Annotated in this window: 19 protein-coding genes; 8 read left to right on the top strand and 11 right to left on the bottom strand. The window is 56.9% G+C overall.

Translation table 11 applies throughout. The annotated features are described in order from the left end of the window. Positions 1 to 277: 277 nt before the first annotated feature. The 5 genes from FYJ63_RS10415 (at position 278) to FYJ63_RS10395 (ending at position 8,140) form a co-directional block, all read left to right on the top strand. Positions 278 to 1,885 (top strand): cytochrome ubiquinol oxidase subunit I, encoded by a 1,608-nt coding sequence (locus FYJ63_RS10415; protein WP_154546477.1) that lies wholly within the window; start codon positions 278 to 280, stop codon positions 1,883 to 1,885. A gap of 13 nt (positions 1,886 to 1,898) precedes the next feature. Further along, the gene (gene cydB, locus FYJ63_RS10410) at positions 1,899 to 3,029 is read left to right on the top strand and encodes a cytochrome d ubiquinol oxidase subunit II (RefSeq protein ID WP_154546453.1); all 1,131 of its coding nucleotides are present in this window, start codon (positions 1,899 to 1,901) and stop codon (positions 3,027 to 3,029) included. A gap of 107 nt (positions 3,030 to 3,136) precedes the next feature. Then, positions 3,137 to 4,936, top strand: a complete 1,800-nt coding sequence (gene cydD / locus FYJ63_RS10405) for a thiol reductant ABC exporter subunit CydD (RefSeq protein ID WP_420846025.1) — start codon at positions 3,137 to 3,139, stop codon at positions 4,934 to 4,936. Continuing rightward, positions 4,933 to 6,843 carry a thiol reductant ABC exporter subunit CydC gene (cydC, locus tag FYJ63_RS10400; protein ID WP_154546451.1) on the top strand — a complete coding sequence of 637 codons (1,911 nt, stop codon included), beginning with the start codon at positions 4,933 to 4,935 and terminating at the stop codon, positions 6,841 to 6,843. Before cydD ends, cydC begins: the two co-directional genes overlap by 4 nt. 82 nt (positions 6,844 to 6,925) lie before the next feature. Then, a complete protein-coding gene (locus tag FYJ63_RS10395; RefSeq protein ID WP_154546473.1) occupies positions 6,926 to 8,140 on the top strand; it encodes a GAF domain-containing sensor histidine kinase in 1,215 nt (404 codons plus the stop codon). Between the two features lie 84 nt (positions 8,141 to 8,224). Here FYJ63_RS10395 and FYJ63_RS10390 read toward each other — a convergent pair whose 3' ends face one another. The 6 genes from FYJ63_RS10390 to coaD are packed head-to-tail and all read right to left on the bottom strand — an operon-like array spanning position 8,225 to position 12,490. Further along, positions 8,225 to 8,878, bottom strand: a complete 654-nt coding sequence (locus FYJ63_RS10390) for a response regulator (RefSeq protein WP_154546449.1) — start codon at positions 8,876 to 8,878, stop codon at positions 8,225 to 8,227. Positions 8,879 to 8,899: 21 nt separating this feature from the next. Further along, the gene (mutM, locus tag FYJ63_RS10385) at positions 8,900 to 9,838 is read right to left on the bottom strand and encodes a bifunctional DNA-formamidopyrimidine glycosylase/DNA-(apurinic or apyrimidinic site) lyase (RefSeq protein WP_154546447.1); all 939 of its coding nucleotides are present in this window, start codon (positions 9,836 to 9,838) and stop codon (positions 8,900 to 8,902) included. Next, positions 9,831 to 10,616, bottom strand: coding sequence for a ribonuclease III (gene rnc, locus FYJ63_RS10380; RefSeq protein WP_277028346.1), 786 nt, complete (start codon positions 10,614 to 10,616; stop codon positions 9,831 to 9,833). The genes mutM and rnc overlap by 8 nt, the downstream gene beginning before the upstream one ends. After that, positions 10,613 to 11,215 (bottom strand): YceD family protein, encoded by a 603-nt coding sequence (locus FYJ63_RS10375; protein WP_154546445.1) that lies wholly within the window; start codon positions 11,213 to 11,215, stop codon positions 10,613 to 10,615. The genes rnc and FYJ63_RS10375 overlap by 4 nt, the downstream gene beginning before the upstream one ends. Continuing rightward, positions 11,208 to 11,936: a hypothetical protein gene (locus FYJ63_RS10370; protein ID WP_229770144.1), complete on the bottom strand. Its 729-nt coding sequence runs from the start codon at positions 11,934 to 11,936 to the stop codon at positions 11,208 to 11,210. Before FYJ63_RS10370 ends, FYJ63_RS10375 begins: the two co-directional genes overlap by 8 nt. Positions 11,937 to 11,947: 11 nt before the next feature. Further along, positions 11,948 to 12,490 (bottom strand): pantetheine-phosphate adenylyltransferase, encoded by a 543-nt coding sequence (gene coaD / locus FYJ63_RS10365; protein ID WP_277028348.1) that lies wholly within the window; start codon positions 12,488 to 12,490, stop codon positions 11,948 to 11,950. A gap of 38 nt (positions 12,491 to 12,528) precedes the next feature. On the opposite strand from coaD, the gene rsmD reads away from it, so the two are divergent. Then, complete coding sequence (rsmD, locus tag FYJ63_RS10360; protein WP_277028349.1) at positions 12,529 to 13,116, top strand: 16S rRNA (guanine(966)-N(2))-methyltransferase RsmD; 588 nt, start codon at positions 12,529 to 12,531, stop codon at positions 13,114 to 13,116. Here rsmD and FYJ63_RS10355 read toward each other — a convergent pair. The 5 genes from FYJ63_RS10355 to aspA all read right to left on the bottom strand — a co-directional run bounded on the left by FYJ63_RS10355 (position 13,044) and on the right by aspA (position 22,248). Continuing rightward, complete coding sequence (locus tag FYJ63_RS10355; RefSeq protein WP_154546441.1) at positions 13,044 to 15,239, bottom strand: tellurium resistance protein TerC; 2,196 nt, start codon at positions 15,237 to 15,239, stop codon at positions 13,044 to 13,046. The genes rsmD and FYJ63_RS10355 overlap by 73 nt on opposite strands. An 18-nt stretch (positions 15,240 to 15,257) precedes the next feature. Then, positions 15,258 to 17,636 (bottom strand): ATP-dependent DNA helicase RecG, encoded by a 2,379-nt coding sequence (locus tag FYJ63_RS10350; protein ID WP_154546439.1) that lies wholly within the window; start codon positions 17,634 to 17,636, stop codon positions 15,258 to 15,260. A 50-nt stretch (positions 17,637 to 17,686) separates the two neighbouring features. Then, positions 17,687 to 19,291: a hypothetical protein gene (locus FYJ63_RS10345; RefSeq protein ID WP_338106915.1), complete on the bottom strand. Its 1,605-nt coding sequence runs from the start codon at positions 19,289 to 19,291 to the stop codon at positions 17,687 to 17,689. A gap of 160 nt (positions 19,292 to 19,451) precedes the next feature. Further along, positions 19,452 to 20,765 (bottom strand): anaerobic C4-dicarboxylate transporter, encoded by a 1,314-nt coding sequence (locus FYJ63_RS10340; protein WP_154546437.1) that lies wholly within the window; start codon positions 20,763 to 20,765, stop codon positions 19,452 to 19,454. Positions 20,766 to 20,805: 40 nt separating this feature from the next. Then, positions 20,806 to 22,248, bottom strand: coding sequence for an aspartate ammonia-lyase (gene aspA, locus FYJ63_RS10335; RefSeq protein ID WP_154546435.1), 1,443 nt, complete (start codon positions 22,246 to 22,248; stop codon positions 20,806 to 20,808). Between the two features lie 165 nt (positions 22,249 to 22,413). Here aspA and FYJ63_RS10330 point away from each other — a divergent pair, with 165 nt between their 5' ends. Next, positions 22,414 to 23,196 carry a sulfite exporter TauE/SafE family protein gene (locus FYJ63_RS10330; protein WP_195839383.1) on the top strand — a complete coding sequence of 261 codons (783 nt, stop codon included), beginning with the start codon at positions 22,414 to 22,416 and terminating at the stop codon, positions 23,194 to 23,196. Between the two features lie 111 nt (positions 23,197 to 23,307). Further along, positions 23,308 to 23,505 (top strand): 50S ribosomal protein L28, encoded by a 198-nt coding sequence (rpmB, locus tag FYJ63_RS10325; protein ID WP_277028356.1) that lies wholly within the window; start codon positions 23,308 to 23,310, stop codon positions 23,503 to 23,505. Positions 23,506 to 23,705: the final 200 nt, after the last annotated feature.

Below are 23,705 nucleotides of genomic sequence, written 5' to 3'. Positions count from 1 at the left end.
AAGGAATCAAGCCTGAATCCGAGATTCGATTCTTTCGCCGACGTAGGTTGCTCTAACCAGCTATCCCGCTGGGACAATCCTACATCATCTCGACGTTTTCTTTTCCCAAAACCTCCAAACACACCCGAAATTCACCTATTTGGTAAATTTTAGGGTAGATTTATGGCGTGATCCAGCTTCTCTATGTCATCGCTTTGCCGATTACGTTTTGAATCGGGGTCACAATGCAATTTCTATTAATTCTACGGAAAGGCGGAAAAAGGTGACCGTCGTCTCAATGGGGCTTGAAAGCCTCGATTTGGCGCGGTGGCAGTTCGGTATTACAACCGTCTACCACTTCATCCTGGTTCCGTTCACCATCGGCATGTCCTTGCTGGTAGCACTTATGGAGACATTGTGGTACCGCACCGGCAAGGAATATTGGCTGAAGGCGACACGGTTCTTTGGAAAATTGTTCCTGATTAACTTTGCTCTGGGCGTCGCCACCGGCATCGTGCAGGAGTTCCAGTTCGGCATGGGCTGGTCTGAATACTCCCGCTTCGTCGGTGACATCTTCGGCGCTCCACTGGCTTTTGAGGCCTTGCTCTCCTTCTTTATGGAGTCCACATTCCTAGGCGTGTGGATTTTCGGTTGGGGTAAGATCTCCAAGAAAGCCCACGTGGTTGTCGCGTGGTTGGTTATGGTGGGTGTTAACACCTCCATGCTGTGGATTATTGGCGCAAACTCCTGGATGCAGCATCCGGTAGGGGCTCACTTCGACCCCGAAACCGGTCGTGCGACCCTCGATAGCGCCGCGGCCTTCTTCTCGGTGGTGTTGAACTCCACCATGTGGCTCGCAGTCTTCCACGTTGTAACCTCTTCTATCTTGCTGGCCGCGACCATTGTGGCCGGTATTTCCATCTGGTGGATGGTTCGTTCCGCAAATGCCGGGGGCATCGGTGAAACCGAGGCTCGCGAAGTGTGGCGTCCGATTGCCCGTTGGGGAATGACTATCATGCTCGTAGCCGGCATATTGACGGTGGCTTCCGGTCACCTTCAGGGTCAGCACCTTGTTTACTATCAGCCAGGCAAGATGGCTGCGGCTGAGGGACTCTGTTCCGGTGAATCCGGTGCTTTGGCCTTGTTCGCGTTCTCTGACTGCCCGACAGACATCCAGAAGGAAGGCGACAAGTGGCCCGTGGTTGAAGCCGGTATCGGTAAGATTCCGGGCGTTTTGGGCTTCGTGGCTCACAACTCCTTCCAGCGCACCATTGCTGGTATGGCAGATTCCTCGGAGCGCACCGCAAACCTGTTCGAGAAGATTAAGGCGGCTGAGCCGAAATCTCCGAACACGGATACCGCCGCCACCTCCGGACTCAAGGGTCAGGGCGATGTGGCTGACTATAGCTGGGCTCCCTACGCTCCCCCGATGCTCATCACTTTCTGGTCATTCCGTTTGATGATGGGTCTGGGCGTCTTCATGGCGGCGCTGGCAATCATCGGCTTGTACCAGACTCGCGGTGGCAAGGTTGCTACCTCTAAGGGTCTGTCCAAGTTGGCTCTCATCACCTTGCCGATGCCGTTCCTTTCGGCAATGTTCGGCTGGATCATGACTGAAATCGGTCGTCAGCCCTTCATCGTTTACCCGAACGTGGATGCTTTCGACGAGAACTACGAGCTCACAAATGTGGGTCTCGGCGGGGTTTACATGCTGACCGGCGATGGCTTGTCCGGCGTGGTCAACCCCATCGAGCTCCTCATCTCCCTCATTGGATTCACCGTACTTTACCTGGTGCTCGGAATCATCTGGTTCCGTCTCCTGGTGCGTTACTCCAAAGAGGGCATCAACACTCCGGCTGCCGATGGCGGTCCGGTCTCCGCTTCTCAAGAACTGACGTTCGCTTAAGGAGGATTTGATCATGGTATTGCAAGTTTTGTGGTTTATCTTGGTCGCCGTCCTCTGGTCTGGCTACCTCATTCTCGAAGGCTACGGTCTCGGTACCGGAATGCTCCTGCGTATCCTCGGTAAGACCGACGAAGAACGCGGCCAGATGGTTCGCGCGATTGGCCCGCACTGGGACGGAAACGAAGTGTGGTTGCTCACCGCCGGTGGTGCGACCTTCGCTTCCTCCCCCGAATGGTACGCGGTCATGTTCTCCGGCATGTACATCGCTTTGTTCCTCATCTTGCTCGCGCTGATTGGCCGTATCGCGGCTATTGAATGGCGCAACAAGTTGAAGTCCGAAGCGTGGCGCTCTCGCTGGGACACCATCCAGATGGTGGCGGGCTGGCTCGTGCCGATTCTCTTGGGTGTGGCTTTCGCTAACCTCGTCCAAGGTATGAAGATTGTCGTGGTCGATCCGAAGGATCCGTTCACAGAGGTCGGAACCGGAAACATCGATTTGTCCGTTCACGTTCACAACCTCGTAGGCTTGGGTGACATGCCCTTCGCCCAGTTGCTGAGCCTGCTGACTCCGTTCGGCATTCTCGGTGGTTTGGTCATCGCCTCCTTGGCTTTGACGCAAGGCGCGTTGTTCCTCTCCTTGAAGACGACCGATGCGGTTCACGATCGCGCTGTGGCTTTCGCTCCGAAGGCTGCTTTGGCATCGACTCTGCTGACTGCGGTCTTCGCCGTGTGGGGCACCTTCGCGTTCAAGGGCGAGGGATTCATCTTCGCGTTGATCTTCTTGGTCATAGCGGCAGTATGCCTCATCGTGGCGTTGCTCTTCGCTTTCCAGAAGAGCTCCGGCAAGGCCTTCATCTTCAACAGCGCGGGCGTGGCCTTCGCTGTGGCGTGGGTGTTCGCCATGATCTACCCCTACGTCATGAAGTCCTCTGTTGATCCGGCGTACTCCCTGACGATTTGGGATTCCGCGGCTTCACCGGCTACGCAGATTGTGATGACCATTGCGGCCGTCATCCTCGTGCCGGTCGTGCTCGGATACACCATCTGGTCGGTGTACATGTTCCGCGCTCGCATCGCTCCGGCTCCGGCTGGTGGCCTAGAGCCCGGAAATGTGCGCGCTGGCGCTAACTTCTTGGTGGGCTAATCATTTAGTCGCGGTCACTCCGCCGGGCGGGTTGCTTGAAGCAACCCGCCCGCTCCAATTTAAAATCTCAGTTAGAATTTTAGGCCTGAATATGTAAGGGTTAACGGGTGAAACCGATGGATCCGAGGCTTTTGAAATACGCGAAAAGCGCGCGTGGCTATATTATCTTCATCACCATTTTTGGTTTTCTCTCCGCCGTGTTCATCATCGGCCAAGATCTCTTGATTGCGAAAGCCGCCTCGAACGTCATCACTAACCACGTTGGCTTGGATGTGGTGGCTCCCACTTTGCTGGCCTTACTGGCAGTGCTCTTCCTCCGAGCCCTCACCTTGCTGATTCGACAGTGGTTTGCCCACCGCGCCGCCACGGGAGCCATCAAAGAGATTCGCGCCAAAGTCCTCGACCACGCCACGAAACTCGGGCCACGTTGGCAAGTCCAACACGGCCAAGACACGGTGACCACCGTGGTGCGGGCGCTAAAAGACCTGGACGCCTATTTCGTATTCTTCCTCCCCGAGCTATTGCTCTCGGTGACGGTCACCCCGCTGACACTGCTGGTGATTCTGATTCTGGACTGGCCAAGCGCTATCGCTGCCGGCGTCACTATCCCCCTCATCCCCCTGTTCATGATTCTCATCGGGAAACTCACCCAAGACTATTCCGATAAGCGCCTGGCCTCCATGAAACGCATGGGTGGGCAACTTGTTGACCTCCTGTCGGGTCTAGCCACCTTGAAGGCGCTGGGACGCGAGAAAGACCCCGCAAAACAGGTCAAGCGTGTGGGCTACGAATACACCCGCTCCACCATGGCTACCTTGCGAGTCGCGTTTATGAGCGGCGGAGTGCTGGAGTTCCTCACAACCCTTTGCGTGGCTATTGTGGCGGTCGAAATCGGGGCACGCATGATTGGCGGTGGTATGGATCTTTTCACCGGACTCGTCGTGATTATGCTGGCACCCGAAGTCTTCGAGCCGCTGCGCCAGGTCGGGAAGCAGTTCCATGCTTCTTCCGATGGGGTGACTGCTGCTGAGGCGGCCTTCAATATCCTCGAAGAACCCCTGACCGAAACCGGTAACCGCCCCGCCCCGAATCTCAAAACCTCCCGCATTGAGCTCGTCAATATCGGGGTGAAAGCACGCGGCATGTGGGCTCCCGCCAGTTTGTCCGCCACTCTCGAGCCCGGGAAAATCTATGCGCTCTCCGGTCCTTCTGGTTCTGGAAAAACCACTACGGCGATGAGCTTGCTGGGCTTGCAGGGTCTAGATCTTGGCTCCATTCTTATCCACACGGAAGGAACCGAAACTATCGAGCTCAAAGACATTGACCCGAGTTCTTGGTGGAGCCAATGCGCGTGGGTTCCCCAAAACCCTGCCATTCTCCCCGGCACTGTTTTAGAGAACCTTGGTGAAAACGAGGCCCAGGAGCCGAGCGAGGCCCTCCTGGAGGCGGCGGAAATCACCAAGTTTGCCCAGGTTGTCGCGGCCCTTCCCGACGGGTGGCAGACCTTCCTCGGTGCGGGAGGGGTCGGTCTTTCTGTCGGACAGCGTCAGCGACTGGCTTTGACCCGCGCGCTTACGGGAGATTCCCAGTTAATCGTGTTGGATGAACCGACGGCGCATCTTGACGCCAACTTGGAGACCCTGGTAATCGCCGGTATCAATGCGTTGAAACAGCAGGGGAAAACCGTGGTTGTCATCGCCCACCGTCAAGCCGTGTTGAATATCGCAGATGACACGATTGCGGTCCAGACGAAAGCCTTTAGCGAGGCCGAACAAGCCGAAGAAGCCGCCGCGATACTCGCCGCAAAGCCGAGGACTCGCGAAAAAGAACGTAAACCGGACGGGCGAGAGGACCTCCCTCCCCTGATTTTGAACCTCGACTTTGCTGATGCGGAGGTGAGCGCATGAACGCGAAACCCTTGCAAAAAGAAACCCAAACTGCCAGCGCCTTCATGACCCGAAAGGAAATCCGCAGCCTGAAACTGGCCTATCGGATGATGCGGTTGAAGCGCGGCAACATGGCGCTGGCGATTCTGCTCGGCGTCCTTACGCTCGTTAGCGCCATTGGCCTTTCGGTCATTGCCGCCTGGATGATTGCTCGCGCCTCCCAGATTGATGCCCTGTGGATGGATCTGGCGGTTGCCGCGGTCAGTGTCCGCATGTTTGGCATCGGACGAGCGCTCTTCCGCTATCTGGAGCGTCTCGCCTCCCACAAGGTGGCGCTTTTGGGGGTCGCGGATTTGCGTCACACGGTTTACCGGATTCTTGCGGGCCGCCCGACCAAGAACATTGCCGCGCTACGCCGCGGCGAGATTCTCGCCCGCACGGGCGGAGATGTGGATTCCGTCGGCGATTTCGTCGTGAAATCGGTGCTTCCCGCCATGGTGACGGCGATAACCGGTCTGGGGACGGTGATTCTTTTTGCGTTCCTCTCCCCCGCGGCCGCCCTTGCCTTGGCGCTGTGTCTCATCCTCGCCGGCGTTATCGGGCCACTCTTGACGATTCGTTCGGCGCGAATCGCGGAGTTGGCCGCGCAACAAGCGCAGATTGAGCTCACCGCGAGTGCCCAAACCTTGATGATGAACGCTTCGGAGCTCGCTGTTTCGGGACGACTCCCCGAAGCCCAAGCCCACCTGGAACGGGTCGAAAAAGAAATCCAGGATCTCAAAGACAAAGCCGCTAGGCCCTCCTCCATTGCTAGCTTTATCGACAATTTTGCGATGGGTCTAGCCGTATTGTGTGGCTTCCTGATTGGCACGCCACTGGTTCTGTCGGGGCAACTTTGGGACGTGAACTTGGCGATTCTGGTTCTCGCCCCCCTGGCAGCCTTCGAGGGCACTTCCCAACTTGCCCCCGCCGCGGTTCAGCTCGTTTCTTCCGGTGCCGCCGCGACCCGTTTGATTGACCTGATGGGCGGGGCTAACGAAGTGGAGAAAGCGCTGCGGGTGATTGAGGCCGAAGACAAGTCCGGAGCCACGGTAGTCTCCCCAACTTTGAGCGCAGTTGCGCAAGGAAATCCCACCAAAGAACCTACTACCCGCAAGAGCGTCCTCCTCCCTGACCCCGTACTCGTGGCCAAGGATCTCGCTATAGGCTGGCCGGGAGGGCCCGTGGTGGCTCAAGGCATCAACCTCGAGCTGCATCCCGGGAAGGCGCTTGCGGTGGTGGGTCAATCCGGCATCGGCAAGTCCACTTTGCTCTATACCTTGGCGGGACTGATTCCTCCCGTCTCCGGCTCGCTCACGGTGGGTGGACGCAATCTTGATGAGCTCCCCCGCGACCAGGTGGCATCAAGGATTATAATGACCGCCGAAGACGCCCACATTTTCCAGACCTCGGTTTTGGAAAACATTCGCGTGGCGAGAGCCAATGTCGGGGATCTCGAGGCCCAGAAACTGTTGGAACAAGCCGGAATGGGCGCTTGGCTCCTAGCCTCTCCAGACGGCCTGAATACCTCACTTGGTCTTGACGGCGCGGCACTCTCCGGAGGGGAGCGGCGGCGTGTTCTCTTGGCGCGCGCGCTGGCAACGCCGGCGCAGTTGCTGGCCTTGGACGAACCCGGGGAGCATCTGGACGGGGAGATGGCTGACCAACTTGTCACAGATCTCCTCACAACCGGTAAAAGCGGAGAACGCGGGGTGCTACTGGTGACGCACCGTCTAAGTGCCCTGGGGGTAGCCGATGAGGTTTTGGTTCTTGGGAAAACCACCCCCGAGTCCCCTACGACCGTGATTGCCCGCGGCACTCACCAGGAACTTATTGAAACCCAAGCGGAATACCGTTGGAGTCTAGAACAGGAGCAGTCCTACGTCTGAATCACCCGCACCCAGCCCAAAAACTGAAGACACTTTGGAGAGTCTCCGCCTTAAACTCGACACTTCCACCCGTTGGAATGCGATGAGCCAGCGGATTACCACCGCGCTTTTGGAGGACACCGAAGAAGAGGATGCCCTGCGGCTTATCTGCCAATCCGTGCTGGAGGTCGCCGAAGCCGACACGGTTCTCATTGTTTTGCCGAGTCTCGGGGAGAAATATATCTGTGAGATTGCTGACGGGGAGGCCGCAAGGGACGTGATTGGTCTGGAGTTTCCCCCCGAGGGACGCGCCCAATCGGTCATCCGTTCCAATGTCGGCATGATTGTCCCCTCGATGGAGCGCGCTCATTCCCTCCGCGTTCCGCAACTGTCTCGGTTCGGGCCCGCGCTCTACGCTCCGATGAGCGCCCACGGGGTTGCTACCGGTGTCATTATTGTTTTTCGAAACCCCGGACGAGACGAATTTACCCAGCCCGCCCTCCAGGCAGCCGAGGATTTGGCGGCGCAGGCTACTTTGGCGCTGCGACTGGCGGCGATCCGTCACGCGGAGGATCGGGCGAGCCTGTTGGAGGAACGCCAGCGGATTGCTCGCGATCTTCATGACCTTGCTATTCAACAACTGTTTGCCACGTCCCTCCAGTTGGGAACCATCAAGGATGATTTAATCGCGGGGGTCGCGACTCCCGAGAAGATTACGGAATCTATAGACCAGGCCTTGGCCGCAGTGGGAGATTCGGTCAGCCAGATTCGCCAAATCGTGAGCGGGCTCAAAGAGTCAGACTCCCCCGCTTTCAACCTGGTAGATGGGCTGTGGCATGAGACTTCCCTGGCTAGACGCTCGCTGGGGTTTGCGCCCTCGCTAGTTTTAGCGCTCAACAACGAGGTTTTCTCCAAAGACAATTCAGAGCGTCTCGACTCTGAACTTGTAGAGATTCTTGATGAAAACGAGATTGCTGATGCTCTGGCTGTGGTCCGAGAGGGGCTCACCAATGTGGCTCGCCACGCTCACGCGACCGAGGTTCTCGTGGAGGTGCAAATCTGGGCCGAATCTGGGTTGGTGCCGCCGGGATGCGGTCATATCGAGCCGACAGTGCCGCTGAAATCGGAAACCAACGGACTGATGTGGGTGGAGATTACCGATGACGGGACAGGGCTCGAAAAAACTGTCGGACGCCACTCCGGGCTGGCGAATATGGCGGCGCGCGCCTCGGTCCATTTCGGCTACATGAACATCGAAAATCGTCCCGACTCTACCCGCGGCACCAAACTGACCTGGTGTATTCCGCTAAGTGTCTAGCTTTTTCCCCTACTGACGTTTTCTTCGCGAAGAAAACGCCGGAGGATAAAGCCCCGGTGCCGACCTACCTGGGCTCGTCGGCTATTATCTCGGTGCGGGTTGACGCCAGGCCACTGCCCGCTGGGAGGCCACCCAGGCGGCCACTTGGGTGCGGCGTTGCAACCCCATCTTGGAGAGCAAAGCCGTGATGTGGTTTTTCACGGTCTTTTCCGCGACCCCAAGCGCATCCCCAATCTCCCGATTGGAAAGCCCATCACCAATCAGTCCGAGAATCTTTTTCTCCGTCGGAGTAAGGGTTGCCGTCGGATCGGCGTGTTTCGAGGTGGTGCGGGTCACCGTGCGTTCATCTAAGAGGGTTCGCCCCATCGCCACCGCCTTGATGACATTCGCGATTTCGACTCCCGCCACGGTCTTCAACAGGTACGCGGCCGCCCCGACCTCCAGGGCCTCAGCCAAAGCCTCATCGTCATCAAAGGAGGTGAGGACGACCGAACGCGCCGAGGGAATCACCAGTCGCAACTGCCGAATCAGGTCGATGCCGGTACCGTCCGGAAGCTGCAGATCCACCAGAACCACGTGAGGGGCCGCTAGCTCCGCCCGCGACAGCGCCTCCCCCACGCTTCCCGCCTCCGCCACGACTTTGAGACCGTCGGCCCGATCCACAATTTCCGCAATACCACGCCTAACGATTTCGTGGTCATCAACAATCATCACGTGAATTTCCGGAATCTCCGCCATCTCTTGCCTTTCTCAAACTCGTCACGCAGTGGGTTCACAATGGGAGCAAAACACTGCGGAACGCCCGTCAATAACTATCTTATCGAGAGGTTTGCCGCAATGGTGGCAGGGTTTCCCCGCCCGCCCATAAACATTGAGTTCGGAGGCAAAGTCTCCAGGGTTTCCCCAAGAGTTGACATAGAGCTTGTCAAAAGAGGTTCCCCCAAATTCAAGAGCGTGGCGCATCACTTCGGCCACCGCCTCCAGAAGTCGCGAAACTTCTCTTTGGCTCAGGTCACCAGCGGGAGTAAAAGGACGAATCCTCGACGCAAATAGCCCTTCATCTGCGTAAATATTGCCGATTCCCGAGACGATTCCCTGGTCAAGGAGTTTGGTTTTCACTGCGCGACGAGAGGAGCGGAACTTCGCAAAAACCCGTTCAAGGTCCAGATAGGGATCCAACACGTCCCGCGCAATATGTTCGAGCCCTACCGGCAGGAAAGCCCGTGTGGTTCCAGCACCCGCAGGATAGCCGTCAGCCGTGGGAGCTAGGGGTCGGGTCTCCACGTGTCCGAAAGTTCTTTGGTCGCAATAGGCCAAAGCTTGGGAGTCACTCAAGGTAAAGCGGAGCCTCTCATGGCGCAGTCCGGGAGAGGCGCCCTCGACGAGCCGCAGTTGTCCGGACATTCCGAGATGGAAACAGAGCGCCGGAGGTGAATCGGGCTCGGGTACTTCCGTATTCTCCGTCTCCCCTGAGGGCCTTTGAGCAATGCCGCTAAACTCCATCCAGAGGAATTTTCCGCGCCGCACCACAGCCGAAATCTCTCGACCGACCACGTCTCGGTGTAACCGGTCGATACCTCCGACCTGGTAGCGCAAGGTTCTAGGGTGGGTCGACTCGCTTAGTGTTGCTATTGTCTTTCCGAGCAAGTTTGCTTCTAGATTGCGCCGAATGGTCTCCACCTCAGGCAGTTCAGGCATCGGACGGTTCCTCGGGGTAACGTTCGAACAAGGTATCCATGACGGCTTTCGCGGCGTTGTGCTCCGCGGTCTTCTTGGAGCTTCCCTCGCCCTCGCCCCAGATTTCGCCGTTCACCTCCGCCTTGACGTGGAAGCGCTTATTATGGTCGGGGCCTTTCTCGGTGAGATGGTAGGTCACTTCTCCCAAGCCCCGCTGGTTCAAAGTTTCTTGGAGGTTAGTCTTCCAATCCATCGCTACCGCGCGCCGCGGAGCATTGCGCAGCAGGCGACGCAAGTGACGCTCCACTACCACCCGAGTCGACTCCAGACCGCTCGACAAGTACGTTGCACCAATCAAAGCCTCCAGGGTGTCGGAAAGAATGGAATCCTTATCTCGCCCGTTCTGACGGTCCTCACCCTTGCCGAGGAGGAGATAGTCCCCGAGCCGAATCTGGCGGGCGACCTCAGCCAAGGGCTGTTGGGAAACGGTGGCGGCCCGCATGGGCGCCAAGTCGCCTTCCGGCTCATCGGGATAGTTTCGGAACAGGTATTCGGTCACGATGATTTGGAGAACCGCGTCTCCCAGGAACTCGAGTCTCTCGTTAGTTCCGGTGGATCCGGTTTTCCCGTGTTCATGGGCGAAAGAGCGGTGGGTCATCGCGACCACGAGTAGCTCGGGATCAACGGTTCCTCCCCAATCTGCCAAGAGACGTGACAAGGTGGCTTTGCGCTCCGCGGGAGTTTTCGGTTCCACTTCGGGGTTTGCTTCGGGGGCTTCTTCGGTTGTTTTCGCGTTCACTGTTTCTCATCCCCGTCACGCAGGGTTTTCACTAAATCCCCGAGAGCTGCCCAGCGCGGGTCGATTACTTCGTGGGCGTGATCGGGAGGCAGCGTATCCCAACGTTCCCCACACCCGGGACAAAGCCCTTGGCAGTCCGGCTCACACAGCGGCAGGCTCGACATGGAAAGCACCAGATTATCGCGAAGCAACGGTTCGAGGTCTATCTCGTTTTCATCGCTGACCGCGAGCACATCCTCGGCATCGTCTCCCGCGTCCTGTCGCGCCGCCTCGAGTTTCTCGGGGAAGAAAAACAGTTGGGTTTCATCGAGTAAAATCGTGTCTCCGACCTCATCAAGGCAGCGCGAGCACTGTGCGGTGGTGGGAATCTCGCCGGTCACGCGGGCGAGAACTCCTTCAGAGAGAGAGGTGAGCTCCACGTGGAAATCTTCGGTCTCGCCAACCAGTTCCACCACGCCGTTTGTCCATTCCGGATTCAGGGAAAATTCCAGGTCTAGCTCGAGGCGGGTTCCCGGATTTCCCGCCAGATTCGTCAAGCCCACCAGGTAGGGAGATTTCCCACCGGTCTTCTTGGAGCCGGAAGTCAGGCGCTTACTCATCGGTTTCACTCACTTCACCAAGAGTTTTGGGATCAAAAGGAGCCCGTTCAGTGAGGATCTTCCGTCCCGCGGCCGATTGTTCCTGGAGTTTCCCGAGGATGCTCTCGAGTTCGCTCAATTTTTCTTCGCAGTACTTATCTGCTCCGCGCGCCAGGTCTTCGGCCTTTTGCGTCGCAGTTTCAATAATCTGCTCGGCGCGTTCTTTCGCCATCACGACAATGCGTTCCTGGTTCACGAGTTCATCGGCGCGCGCATGGGCGTCGGCCTGAATCTGTTCCGAAGCAGAGTTCGCCTTGGCAAGGGTCTCATTGGCTTCTTCCTGGGAGCGTTCAATGACCGCATTGGCTCCGGCCACAATCTGGTTCGCAATCCGAATATCGGCCGGCATCGCCAAGCGCGCCGAATCCAGCAAAGACAGTGCCTGCGCCTTGTTGACCAGAACAGATGAACTCATCGGCAGCGAGCGAGCCTGGGTGATGAGGGTTTCGATTTCGGCCAAAACATCCATTAGCTCCGAGCCCTTGTAGTCCTCCGCGTTCAATTTGGCAATCATCTGTTCGGAGGTGAGAGCCTCGGGTTCTTCCGGCTGAGTTGGCTCACTGGACGCTTCCGGCGAAGCTGTCTGGGTGTCACCAAGGGGAGTTTCCGCAGTGTTTTCCGCGCTTTTCTCCGCGGGGTTTTCTTCGGTGTTTTCCAGGTTTTCCGTCTCGTTGTCGCTCATGGTTTCTCCTCTCATTTCACGTTTTGGTCGAATCTTGCCGCAATCACTTTACCGCGGCGCTCTGGTGGTTTCACCTTAAAAGCCTCATAGAGGGCCTCGGCGGTGTCGATGCTGACCATGCTGTAGACGTCTGCCCCGTAGCTCGCGACTTCTTTCACCATGGAGCTCGACACGTGCATCAGCGCCGGTTTACAGCCCACATAAACAGTCGGAGGAGCCCCGATTTGGCGGTTCATCTGGCTCATAGGGTTCTCGTAATCGAAGTCGTGGGAGGTCCGAAGCCCTTTCGCGATGACGTCAATGTTGTGCTCTTTACAGAATGTTGCCAACAAGCCGTCCACCACCTCTACGTTGACGCGAGTGTCGAGTTCGGCCTCGCGCAGGGTGGTTTCCGTCAGTTCCACACGTTTTTCGAGGCTCAAAGTGGGGGTTTTCTGGGAGTTTCGCGCGATTCCAATCACTACAGTATCGGCAAAGGCCAAACACTGGCGCACCATGTCGAGGTGTCCATAGGTGAAGGGGTCGAAAGTTCCGGGGCAGAGTGCAACAGTCACAATGTAAGACTACCGGCTTTTCGGTTAAGCTAAGGGTTGTGACACGGATTGTAGCGGGAGCCTGGGGCGGAAGGACTTTGCAAGTCCCCAAATCTGGCACCCGTCCCACCTCGGAGCGAGTGCGGGAGGCCGTGTTTTCCAGGCTCGATGCCTTGGGTGCGGTTGAGGACGCACGGGTTTTAGACGTGTTTGCGGGTTCCGGAGCACTCGGCTTGGAGGCCTTGTCTCGCGGGGCTGCCTCGGCGGTTTTCGTGGAGATCGCTGGGGGTTCAGCAAAGGTTATCCGCGCTAATATCGCTGCTCTGGGGGCTCGAGGCCAAACGACAGTCGAGGTCAGCGACGGGGCTCGCTTTGTGACCGGACTCGGAGTGAGTGACAGATTCGACCTCGTGTTTCTAGACCCTCCTTACGCCTTGGCTTCCTACGTGATTACCGAGGTCTTGGCCGGTTTGACGGCTCATCTTGCCCCGGAGGGTTTGATGGTGTTAGAAACCTCGAAACAGTACGCAACCCCGGAGATTCCCAGCGGCTTGATGGTTTCCGCAACTAAAACCTACGGAGATACCTTGGTGAACTTTTTAGAACTCGCCGCGAACCAAGCCACCAGCGGCGGCAACGCCAGGTAGATGGCTTCTTTGATCATCAGCGCTCCGGAATCATTTATGGGCACCGCAATCAGAACCCCGAGGAGGATTCCCAGCGCTAGGGCTCTAAAACCGGGCTCCGAAGTCGGTTTAGTGAAACGCTCCAGGGCCTCCGGATGAGTTTTACCGAGACGATGCAGCGCCCACACCAAGGCCACGACCAAGAATGCGGCAACAATGAGCAAGGCGATAATGTCTCCTCTTGCGGTAAAAGAGCGCAGGACATCGCGGATTTTACCGCCAATCAACGCCGTGTTTTCGGGACTTCCTAAGGTTGACCAAAAACTAGAGATATGGGACGAGCCCAGTCGCGAAGAAATGAACCCGACTCCGAGCATCGCGCCCACACTGGCGACTAGCCACACCGGCACGTGCCACCATCGCAGCCTCCCGCCTCCCGCGAGGATGGCAGCCGCCCCGAAGGCGGCGATGATTCCCGGAGGGCCACCGAAATCAGCGCCCCACATCGGCAGGGCATCTACGAGGAGAGCCACGAGGCCAACCGCGACGAGCCCCAGAGCAGCGAACTTGGTGGAGAAGTATTTTTGAATCCACGGAATGGTGAGGAGTAATCCGGCAATGATGAGAATCAAGTAGGTTCGGTTCGAGACCCCGTAGTAGCGTCTCGAAGCGAGGACGAGGGAGCCCATGAAACCGTTGCGCTGGTGAGCCGAACCCAAAATAATGTCTACGGCTAGGAGCGCGAAAGCCACTGCCGCCAAGAAGGCTACTGGGTGGCGTGAGACTCGTCCCCCTAAAACCAAAACTGCTGCGAGACCCACGGTGAGACCGAGCGAGATCGCCTGAGCCGAGAAGCGGTCTGGGGCGCCCGCCCACCAGGGCAGGAAGTTGAGCAATAAAGCGGCAGGGACGAAGGCGAAAGCGAACTCGTTTAAGAGTTGTACTTTCCCCCAAAATTTGCGAAGTTTCGGGAATTTCAGCGAGCCAAAAGCAATAATTACCGCCCCGAGAAGTCCCAGCCACACAAGATAGTGGAAAACCTGGTACCAGGTGGCGTTCGCCAGCAAACTCGCTTGGGCATGCTTTTGTTCCGCCGAAATCGCGCGGAGAGCAGCAGTAGAGTCTTGGAGGTGAATCGTGAAATCCGGAATGATGAGCCCGCGAGGAATGGTGAGGTCCGGATTCTCGGCTTGACGGGCGGAAACAATCAGTGCCCTCAGGTCTGTCATCGTGATCAGCCCCGTGGCTCGAGTGGTGGAGGTGGCGACGAGCCCGGATTGCGGCTCCCCTGAAGATGGGAAAGCGTTGGTGGCGAAGAAATGTAGGGAGCGTTGCCCCACGTCGGAGAGAGAGGCTACGAGAACTGGTCGGGGGCGGGAACTCGTAAGGTTAGCGAGAAGCAGCGTTTGGAGGCGTTGCAGTTGCAGGGATTTAGACTCGGCGAGGAGAGTTTTGTCGAGTTTGCCTTCCGCATCCCGCAGGGTTTCCGGTTTTGTGGTATCCAGGTCTACTAGGACATCGCTTGGGGCAGAGTCGAGGATGTTTTTGAAATCCTCTGGAAGCGCAGTGGCATTCGGTTCGGCGGCGTCTGGGAGCGGCGTCCAGTGCGGGATTTTTCCAGAGGCGGAAGCGAGAGGAATTCCGGCAAGATTCCCCACCGCGAGGGCGTCTGTCGCGAAAAGAGCCGTTTTTGGCCAGGTGGTTTTGCCGAGATGTTTTTGAAAGTCAGGCAGGGTAGCTCGCGGGCCATCGGGTTTTACGTTTAGCGAAAAACAGGTCTCGTTAGAAACGCTAGCGAGGTCGCGTCCGTATTCATCAAAGACGTCTCCCGTAGCGCGAAGCCCCATCCAGCCCTCGGTGGCACAGGTGAAAGGATTGAAAGATCGCGGAGTCAGCGCCGCATAAACATAGTCTCTCATCAGTTCGGGCAGTCTCGAGTCTTGCGCTTCTAGGTTCGTCTCGAAATCGTCCGGGGAGATTCCGGAAAGACCGATAAACAAAATGCCGGTGGCATTTTTGGATTCTGCCTGGGGTGGAGCCGTGGCGGCGTGGGACACGTTACTCACGGTGAGTCCGGAAGCGAACAATACCGCGATAAGGAGCGTAACCGCCAGCCACTTAACACGGAATTTACCGAAACCCATGGTGAGAGTCTACCAAGTTTAGGACTTGGTAAGATTCTCGCCGTCGCCGAGACGGAAAACGAGACGGGCGAGTTCCGGGTTCCTCGCGAGCTGAGGGTCTGCGTTCACGATTTTGGCGGCAGCGTCCTTGGTTTTCTCGATAATCTCCGCATCCGTAACCAGCGACAAGACTTGGAGCCGCGAGTTGCGCCCCGCTTGGGTGGCGCCCAAAACATCACCTTCGCGGCGAATCCGGAGGTCAGCCTCGGCTAGGGCGAAGCCGTCGCGGGTCGAGGCGAAGGCTTCGAGGCGCTCCACGGCGGGAGTGATCGCGCCGGCGCCGCTGGTCTTTACTGACCTCGCAACTGTATCGGTAGTTACTGCTTCTCCCCCTCCACCCGGAAAATCCAGGGGCGCAATCGCAAGGCACACGCCGGGGCGACTCCCTCGCCCGATACGCCCGCGCAGTTGGTGGAGCTGGGAGAGCCCAAACCGGTCCGCATCGAGGATTATCATCATGGAGGCCTCGGGGACATCCATTCCGACTTCAATCACCGTGGTGGAAACCAAGAGCGGTGTTTCTCCGCGGGAAAAACTGTCGATAGCGCTCTGTTTTGTCGCCGCGTCAAGCCCCGAATGCGCCACCGCGATTCCGATGCCGGAGAATACGGGCATGGCGGCGAGGTATGTGGCGGTTTCTTCTACTGTGTGCAGGACTCGGTCGGGAGCGAGCTCCTCTAAGTTCTCACCGTTACTTGGGTTCCACCCGCCAGTCTCCAAGTCTTCCGGGGCGCTCTTCGTGCTGCTTTTCCCGCGCGCGGCGCTCTCCGCGGGATCATCGGGGGCAATCTTGGCACACAGCACATAGACCCTCCCTCCGGCCCGAATTTCCTCCGCGGCCCGCGCCCAGGCCCGCGTCACCCAGGTCACATTGGCTTCTGGCACGAGGAAGGTCTTGACCTCCCCGCGACCTTTGGGGAGCTCAGACAACACGGAAACATCGAGGTCTCCAAAGACCGTCATCGCGACGGTTCGGGGAATCGGAGTGGCGCTCATCGCCAAGAAATGCGGGGCGCGCTCACCGGAGGACAGCAGCGCCACACGCTGTTCCACCCCGAAGCGGTGCTGTTCATCCACGACGGCAAGTGCCAGGTTGGAGAATTTCACGGTCTTACTCAAAAGCGCGTGGGTTCCCACCACGAGCAGCGACTCACCGGCTTCCAAGGCGGCCTGGATGGCTTTTTTCTCCGCGGCGGGAGTGGAGCCGGTCAAGAGCCGCAGGGGCACGGTTTCGGCTCCCGCCTCGAGTCCCGCGAACCCGCCGAAGGGATCTCCGAGGTCTCCCAAGAGCTTCGTCAAGGTCTCGAAATGCTGGTGGGCGAGGACTTCTGTGGGGGCCATGAAGGCGGCTTGATGACCGTTTTGAACCGCCAAAAGGGCCGCGAGCGTCGCGAGGACTGTCTTTCCGGAGCCAACCTCGCCTTGGAGGAGGCGATTCATCGGGGTTTCTCGCGCGAGGTCCCCCGCAATCTCCGCCCAGACTGTTTCTTGGCCCTTGGTGAGTTCGAAGGGCAGTCGTGCCAAAAAGCGCTTCACTAAGGGCTCGCCGCTTTCCCCTCTGCGAGCCTCCAAGTCGAGCCCCCAGGCGGGACGGGCTTGAATTTGGCTTCGGGCTTTGGCTAGAGCCGCGCCGAGAGTAAGCCCTTCCCGAAACCGCAGATAATCCGAGGCCAGGGCGTGCTGTTCATCGTTCTCCGGGTGGTGGAGCCAGCGCAGGGCCTCCCCCGCGCTGGGCAGCCCCCAAGCTTCGCGCAAATCCGCGGGAATCGCCTCGGGGACGCTTTCCAGGGTGGCAAGCTGGGTTTCGATGAGTTTCTCGATTTTCCAAGACGGCAAGCCCGCAGTCGCGTGGTAGAGCGGCTGGGGACGCGCGGAGAGCTCGCGAGCCACCTCGGGATCGTAGTCTTCCAGGACTTGATATTCCGGATGAGCCAAGAAAGCGTCGCGCTCCCCGCCGGAGAGTTTTCCCGCGAAAACCCCGAGTGTTCCCTTTTCGAGACGCTTCGCGTGGAAACTCAAAGCGGAAGGATGTTTGGCGAAAAACCGCACCGTGAGACGCCTTGCGCGCGCCCCCCAAAGCGTGTCATCAAGACCGAGCTCATCTTGTAAAACGACCGTCAACATAGCCTTATCGTGGCGGCGAGTCCAACCGAGTTCCGAGGACATCACCACCGCAAACAGGGTCACGTCCGCTCCGGGCGTGAGCGTGTCGAAACGCGTCAACTCCCCCCAGCGATACATCCGCCGCGGCGGATACCACAAGAGGTCACCAAGGGTTTCCAAGCCGAGATGGGCGAGCTTCGAAAGGACAGTCTTCCCCCGCACCAGGTGGCTCAGCGGCACGTCAAGGTTCATCATAGTGGTAACTCTACTAGAGGCCTCTGCGTGAAAATTCGACCTCCGCAATGTTAGGAGTGGATTCCGAGCAGTGTCGGGCCGGTTTGTCCGCCGTAGTAGGTGATGAGCTCAATCTGGGGATCCAAGGCGACCAAACTTTGCAGACTCATCCGATCCGGATTGGCCTGGGTGGCACCGATAACCGCGAAGAGCTCCTTGGTCTCTTCCCCACTGAAAGCCAGGAGCCCATCCAACTGGGACTCGAGGTGGTCGCTCATTTTTTCCACGCGAATCTCGCTCAAGATTCGCTGGATTTCCCGCTCCAGACCGCCGTCAGGAACGAGAGGGAGAGAGCGCAAATCGACCTTGGTGAGTTCTTCACACAACCACACAGCGGAGAGTTCATCAACGGTTGGCGCTAAAACCAGGCTTCGTTCGGGGTTCTCGCTCAAATTGCTTTCGACAAATTGTTCGGCCAGTTTACGGGTGGCTTCCGAGGCGGGAATCACCACTACCGGCCCCTTCCTCGTCCCGAGAGCCCAGTCTATTTGTTCGGCCTCCCCAGGTTCCAACAACACCGTCGCTCCCCCGCGGGCAAACATTTCCATCAGCGCCGGAGCCTCGCTCAAAACCAGCAAATGCGCACGGGGCGAGGCCAAGGGCTTTTTAGTGAAACGAGAGAGCAACACCACATTGCCCCGCTCCGGCAGGGGATCTTCCTCGGTCGAATCGGGTAAAGTCATGCCGGTTTCGGAAAGGTGTTCCAGCAATACGCCCTGCGGCGGGTGGGGCAAAGCGGAGAGCGGAACCGCAGTGTGGACGTGCGTCGTGAAAGCACCGAAACCAATCTCGTCCACGCTCCCCGTCAACAGCACTTCGGAACAAGTAGAGCTCAAGGCCCCGCGCTGTTTCTTCAGGTCCGCCGCGAAGCCTACCTGGCAGAAAGTCACTGCGAATTCCCCCCCGGGCGGAGTCGCGCGCAGTGCCTTGGTCAGCGTGCGAGAACGGTCGGCCCACTCGGAAAGCATCGCGGAAACGAGTTCCACATTTGCGGGAGCCTCCCCTTCAGCTTCGGCGGCCACATCGGCGAGGCTCGCGATAATCAGGCAGGCTCCGGCCAACCCCGCGTCTCCCACTCCCCGATTCGCATCCGCGGAGTCAACGGTTCGCTCCTGGGCTCCCACCAGAGCGGTCCCGATAACTTGGGAGAGAGTATAGAGTTCCAGCTTTGACAGCTCCTCGTTTACCGCGCTTGCCAGGGAACTGAGGCCGTATTCCAGGCCGGCATCCCCATCCAGAGCGCGAAACTCGGTCTCAATGGTTTCCGCTGCCATCACGAGGTCAGCCGGGCGTAAAATCGCGGTGTCACGCCAGGTTTTCGCCATTGCCCCAAAGAAGGCTGCGAGAAACATGCCGGAGGCTCCACGGGGATACTTCGCGGCAACCCCAGCCAAGTTCGCCGTATATTGCCCGGGTTTCAGTCCCGCCGAGAGACCCTTCGAAAACCTCGCGATCCCAGACCATGAGGCGAGAAGATTCGAACCCGTGTTGAAATTCGGAACCGGAAAGGTGTTTAGATCATTCAACAAATCAGCCGATTCAGCTAAGAGATCAGTGGTGCGTTCCACCCAAATCTTCAGGTCTTTCGTCTCTAGCCTTTGCCTTAAAGTATCCACTCGAACTCATTTCACGTTGCGCTACCTCGCTATCCAACCTACGCGCTTGGAAAGTCAAAGTTCCTGTCCCACCCCGACAGACCCGGTTTCACAAGACAAAATTGCAGGGCTGGTCTCACCGGAAAACCGATGAGACCAGCTCAATATCGAAAAAATTCTTCTAGTGAATCAAGAAGAAATTAACGATGAATCCCAGTAGAACTGATACCGCAATCGAAACTACTCCCGGCAGCAAGAACGGGTGGTTGAACACATACTTGCCGATTCGGGTAGATCCGGTGTCGTCCATTTCGACTGCCGCGACCGTAGTCGGGTAGGTCGGGAGGAGGAACAGACCGGAAACCGCGGCAAAAGATGCCACCATGGTTCCGACTCCCGCGTTCATCGCGATGGCCACCGGCATCATTGCCGCGGTAGTCGCCCCTTGGGAGTACAGCAGCGCGGAAGCAAAGAACAGCACCACGGCCAACAGCCAAGGATACTGCTCAATAATGCCGCCGCCCAGGGCCTTAATCTGATCCGTATAGCCGTTGACGAACGTATTACCCAGCCAAGCCACGCCGAGAATACAGCAAGAGGCTGACATTCCGGAACGGAACGTGGATTGCGTAGCTACTTCCGCCGCAGAGGTACGGCTCATTAAAAGGATTATTGTCCCCGCCAGCATCATGATGGTCATGATGGCAGCGTTGCGCGGCAGGTAATCCCCTGGAATCAGTTTGATGGAATCAGAAATCAGCAGGGCATACACAATGACGATGAGGATGGCTGTTCCGAAAATCGCCACCGAGGCCTTTGCTCGCGGCTTAATATCGTATTCCCCCTCCCCGTGCATGGTGATCAGTCCCGCCGCTTTACGCTCTTGATAAACCGGGTCTTCTTCCAGAGGCTTTCCTTGGAAATTCGCCACCAATGCTCCCACCATGCATCCGATGAAAGTAGTCGGAATCATGGTTGCCACCAATTGCAGGTAGGAGACTCCCATGGGTTCAACAAAAGCAGCCATGGCAATCATGGCGGCGGAAATCGGAGAGGCGGTAATCCCGATTTGGGAAGCCACGGCAGAAATTGAGAGAGGCTTTGAAGGCCGGATCCCAGTTTCTTTTGCGACTTCAGCAATAACCGGCAGCGAGGAAAAGGCCACGTGTCCAGTTCCACAAAATACTGTCATGAAGAAGGTAACCACAGGCCCGAGGAAGGTGATTCTTTTGGGATGTTTGCGGAGCAGTTTTTCTGTCACCATGACAAGAAAATCCAACCCTCCAGCGGCCTGCATGGCAGCAATGCACATGATGACTGCCATAATGATGCCGATAACGTCCCAGGGAATGCCGGTGGTGGGATCCACTTTCATTCCGGTCAGTGCCAGCACCGCAACGCCGGCGCCACCCGCTAAGCCGATGCCCAGGGAGCCCATGCGAGCCCCGATGAAGATGAAGAGAAGGACAATAATGAATCGAAATGCCATTATCATTTTGATCTCTTTTGTTCAATATTTGTAATGGCTGCCAGGGCTACTTCACCGGAAGACCGGTTTCGTCATCAGCCCATACTTTCCCCGAGTAGCGGGGTTTCATGAATGATTCCAGGGTTAAGACCTTGTCGACGTCCTCCGCGGCCATAAGTCCCTTCTCGACGACCAGTTCCTTAACGGATTTTCCGGTTCGGGCGGCTTCTTTGCCGATCACATCGCCGTTATGGTGGCCAATGATGTCGTTGAGATAGGTGACGATACCGATGGAATTGTCCACGTACGCCCTACAAACTTCCCTGTTGGCGGTGATTCCATCAACGCACTTGGTTCGCAAAGTGTCACAGGCCGCCGTCAACAAGGTGAGGGATTCGAACATGGACTCGGCCATGGCGGGTTCCATCACGTTGAGCTCAAGCTGTCCAGCCTCTGCCGCCATAGTCACCGTCACATCGTTTCCAATCACCTTGAAACAGACCTGGTTGACCACCTCAGGGATCACCGGATTCACCTTGGCGGGCATGATTGAAGAGCCGGCCTGTCGCTCCGGCAGGTTGATTTCATGGAGGCCACAGCGCGGCCCCGACGACAGCAACCGCAGGTCATTGCAAGTTTTGGACAGTTTGTGGGCGAGGCGTTTCAGCACTGCGTGGACTAGGACATAGTCGCCATTGTCGACGGTAGCTTCGATAAGATCTTCCGAGGAGGTAATGGGTAGGCCCGTTACTTCCGCGAGTTTCTCGGCAACCAGTTTGGTATATCCGGGTGGAGTATTCAGCCCCGTCCCAATAGCGGTAGCTCCGAGATTCACATGCAGTAGCTCTGCTGCTTCACGGTTTAACACCGCGATGTCCTCCCGCAGGTTGGTCGCCCAACCGTGAAACTCTTGGCCTAGAGACATGGGGACCGCATCTTGAAGTTGAGTGCGCCCCATCTTCAAAACGTCTTTGAATTCTTCTCCCTTGTTCTCAAAAGAGTCAGCCAATTTCTCAATTTCCTCGCAAAGTCGCTCCACTCCGTGATACATAGCCAGCTTCATCCCCGTGGGATAGGCGTCATTGGTAGATTGGGAATGATTGACGTCGTCATTGGGGTTGATGATGTCGTAGCGCCCCTTTTCGTAGCCCAGCAATTCTAAAGCCAGGTTCGCCACGACCTCATTCGTGTTCATGTTGACCGACGTGCCGGCACCTCCCTGGAACAGGTCGGTGGGGAATTGATCTAGACATCGCCCCTTTTCCAGAATCTCATCGCAAGCAGTTTCGATGGCTCTGGCTTTGTCATGCGGGATAGCATGTAGCTCCTCGTTGGCGAGAGCACAGGCCTTTTTCACCTGAACCATGCCAATAATGAACTCAGGGACATCCGAGACTGTTTTCCCAGAGAACCTGAAATTTTCGATAGCTCGCAGCGTGTGTACCCCGTAGTAAACGTCCGCCGGAACTTCTCTTTCGCCGAGGAGATCTTCCTCTACGCGTGCTTCCATAAGTTTCACTTCCTAACTTTTAGCCTGTGATATGGAATTATTCGTGATCGCATATTGGGTATTTGCCAGATTCCCGCCATTGCGAATCCGAACAATACTATTCTAATGCCGATTAAGTCTAAAATATGGACGAAACGAATAGTTTTGTTTTATAGGGAGAATTTAATGTTAGGAATTGGCGACCCGTTGACGATTACTTTACTTTTATCGGCTGCTACCTTTGCCGGTTTTGTGGATTCAATTATTGGGGGCGGCGGGTTGATCCTTATTCCGGCTTTATTGCTAGGACTTCCCTCCTTACCGCCCTCAGCCGCCTTGGGAACTAATAAAACCGCAGCAGTATGCGGAACACTGCTCGCCGCCATAACCTACCAACGGAAGATTCCCACACCTCTGACTCAGCTCTTATCCCTTGGAATTCCAGCAATATTGTTTAGCGCCCTCGGAGCTCTTGCTACACTGAAAATAGATGCTAATATACTTCGTCCAATTATTCTGTTTGCTATTATCATTATCGGATTATTTCTCATATTTAAACCAGAATTCGGTAAGGATGATTTCGACTACCCGATTTCAAAGCGACATCTACTCCTTTTCCTCATAATAATTTCAGCAATTGGTTTTTATGATGGATTCTTTGGTCCCGGAACCGGAATGTTCCTAGTTCTCGCCTTGAGTGGGATCGGCTCCCAAAGCTTCTTGAAAGCAACTTCTTTCGCGAAGGTCATCAACACCGCTACAAACATTGGGGCTCTCTTCATCTTCGCTATCCACGGTTCTATATTGTGGAAACTAGCCATTCCGCTGGCTATTGCCAACATGGCTGGGTCATTCCTGGGCTCTCATCTGGTTCTCGCCCGAGGCACCAGGCTTATCCGAGCCGCCATGCTGGTTCTTATCTTTGTCCTCGTAATCAAGCTAGGTCTCCAGGAGCTGGGAATCTCCTAGATTTGATACCTGAACCCAAAAGGCTTATTATTGTGAGGTTGCTCATTTGGGCGTCAGAGGTTCCTCGAGGATCTCAACTGACTTAGAAAGAACGAAATTCAGGAGATTATTGTGGCTGCGGTTTGTGACATCTGTGGTAAGGGCCCGGGCTTCGGGATGAGTGTGTCTCACTCGCACCGGAGAAATAAGCGTCGCTTCAATCCGAACATTCAGCGGGTGCGCGCGGTGGTGAACAACACCCCCACCCATCTAAATGTCTGCACAAAGTGCATCAAGTCGGATCGAGTGGTTCGCCCCGCTTCCCGCTAAGGGCTAGGCTCGCACTTTTTCTTGAAAAACCGCGCTTCTAGTATTTCTAGAGCGCGGTTTTTCCCGTTCTCATCGGGTTAAAGGACAAATTGTGTGTTTTTTATCCGGGATTTTTGTTGTTGTAGAGCCTTAAAGTCGGGTTGAAAGTTGGTTTGGCTGAACTTTGGGGTCGGTCAAATTGTGTGTCTGTTTTCCCGGGT

It is taken from the genome of Mobiluncus porci, from assembly GCF_009695935.1.
GTDB classification, from domain to species: Bacteria; Actinomycetota; Actinomycetes; order Actinomycetales; family Actinomycetaceae; genus Mobiluncus; species Mobiluncus porci.
The sequence above is the reverse complement of the archived record's forward strand: the minus strand, read 5'-3'. Positions and strand labels throughout refer to the sequence as shown.

What these genes read in the sequence shown, in the direction of transcription:
- FYJ63_RS10415 (WP_154546477.1), top strand. Translation starts at nt 278, where the DNA reads ATGGGGCTTGAAAGCCTCGATTTGGCGCGGTGGCAGTTCGGTATTACA.
- cydB (WP_154546453.1), top strand. Translation starts at nt 1,899, where the DNA reads ATGGTATTGCAAGTTTTGTGGTTTATCTTGGTCGCCGTCCTCTGGTCT.
- cydC (WP_154546451.1), top strand. Translation starts at nt 4,933, where the DNA reads ATGAACGCGAAACCCTTGCAAAAAGAAACCCAAACTGCCAGCGCCTTC.
- FYJ63_RS10395 (WP_154546473.1), top strand. Translation starts at nt 6,926, where the DNA reads ATGAGCCAGCGGATTACCACCGCGCTTTTGGAGGACACCGAAGAAGAG.
- FYJ63_RS10390 (WP_154546449.1), bottom strand. Translation starts at nt 8,878, where the DNA reads ATGGCGGAGATTCCGGAAATTCACGTGATGATTGTTGATGACCACGAA.
- mutM (WP_154546447.1), bottom strand. Translation starts at nt 9,838, where the DNA reads ATGCCTGAACTGCCTGAGGTGGAGACCATTCGGCGCAATCTAGAAGCA.
- FYJ63_RS10375 (WP_154546445.1), bottom strand. Translation starts at nt 11,215, where the DNA reads ATGAGTAAGCGCCTGACTTCCGGCTCCAAGAAGACCGGTGGGAAATCT.
- FYJ63_RS10370 (WP_229770144.1), bottom strand. Translation starts at nt 11,936, where the DNA reads ATGAGCGACAACGAGACGGAAAACCTGGAAAACACCGAAGAAAACCCC.
- FYJ63_RS10355 (WP_154546441.1), bottom strand. Translation starts at nt 15,239, where the DNA reads ATGGGTTTCGGTAAATTCCGTGTTAAGTGGCTGGCGGTTACGCTCCTT.
- FYJ63_RS10350 (WP_154546439.1), bottom strand. Translation starts at nt 17,636, where the DNA reads ATGATGAACCTTGACGTGCCGCTGAGCCACCTGGTGCGGGGGAAGACT.
- FYJ63_RS10340 (WP_154546437.1), bottom strand. Translation starts at nt 20,765, where the DNA reads ATGATAATGGCATTTCGATTCATTATTGTCCTTCTCTTCATCTTCATC.
- aspA (WP_154546435.1), bottom strand. Translation starts at nt 22,248, where the DNA reads ATGGAAGCACGCGTAGAGGAAGATCTCCTCGGCGAAAGAGAAGTTCCG.
- FYJ63_RS10330 (WP_195839383.1), top strand. Translation starts at nt 22,414, where the DNA reads ATGTTAGGAATTGGCGACCCGTTGACGATTACTTTACTTTTATCGGCT.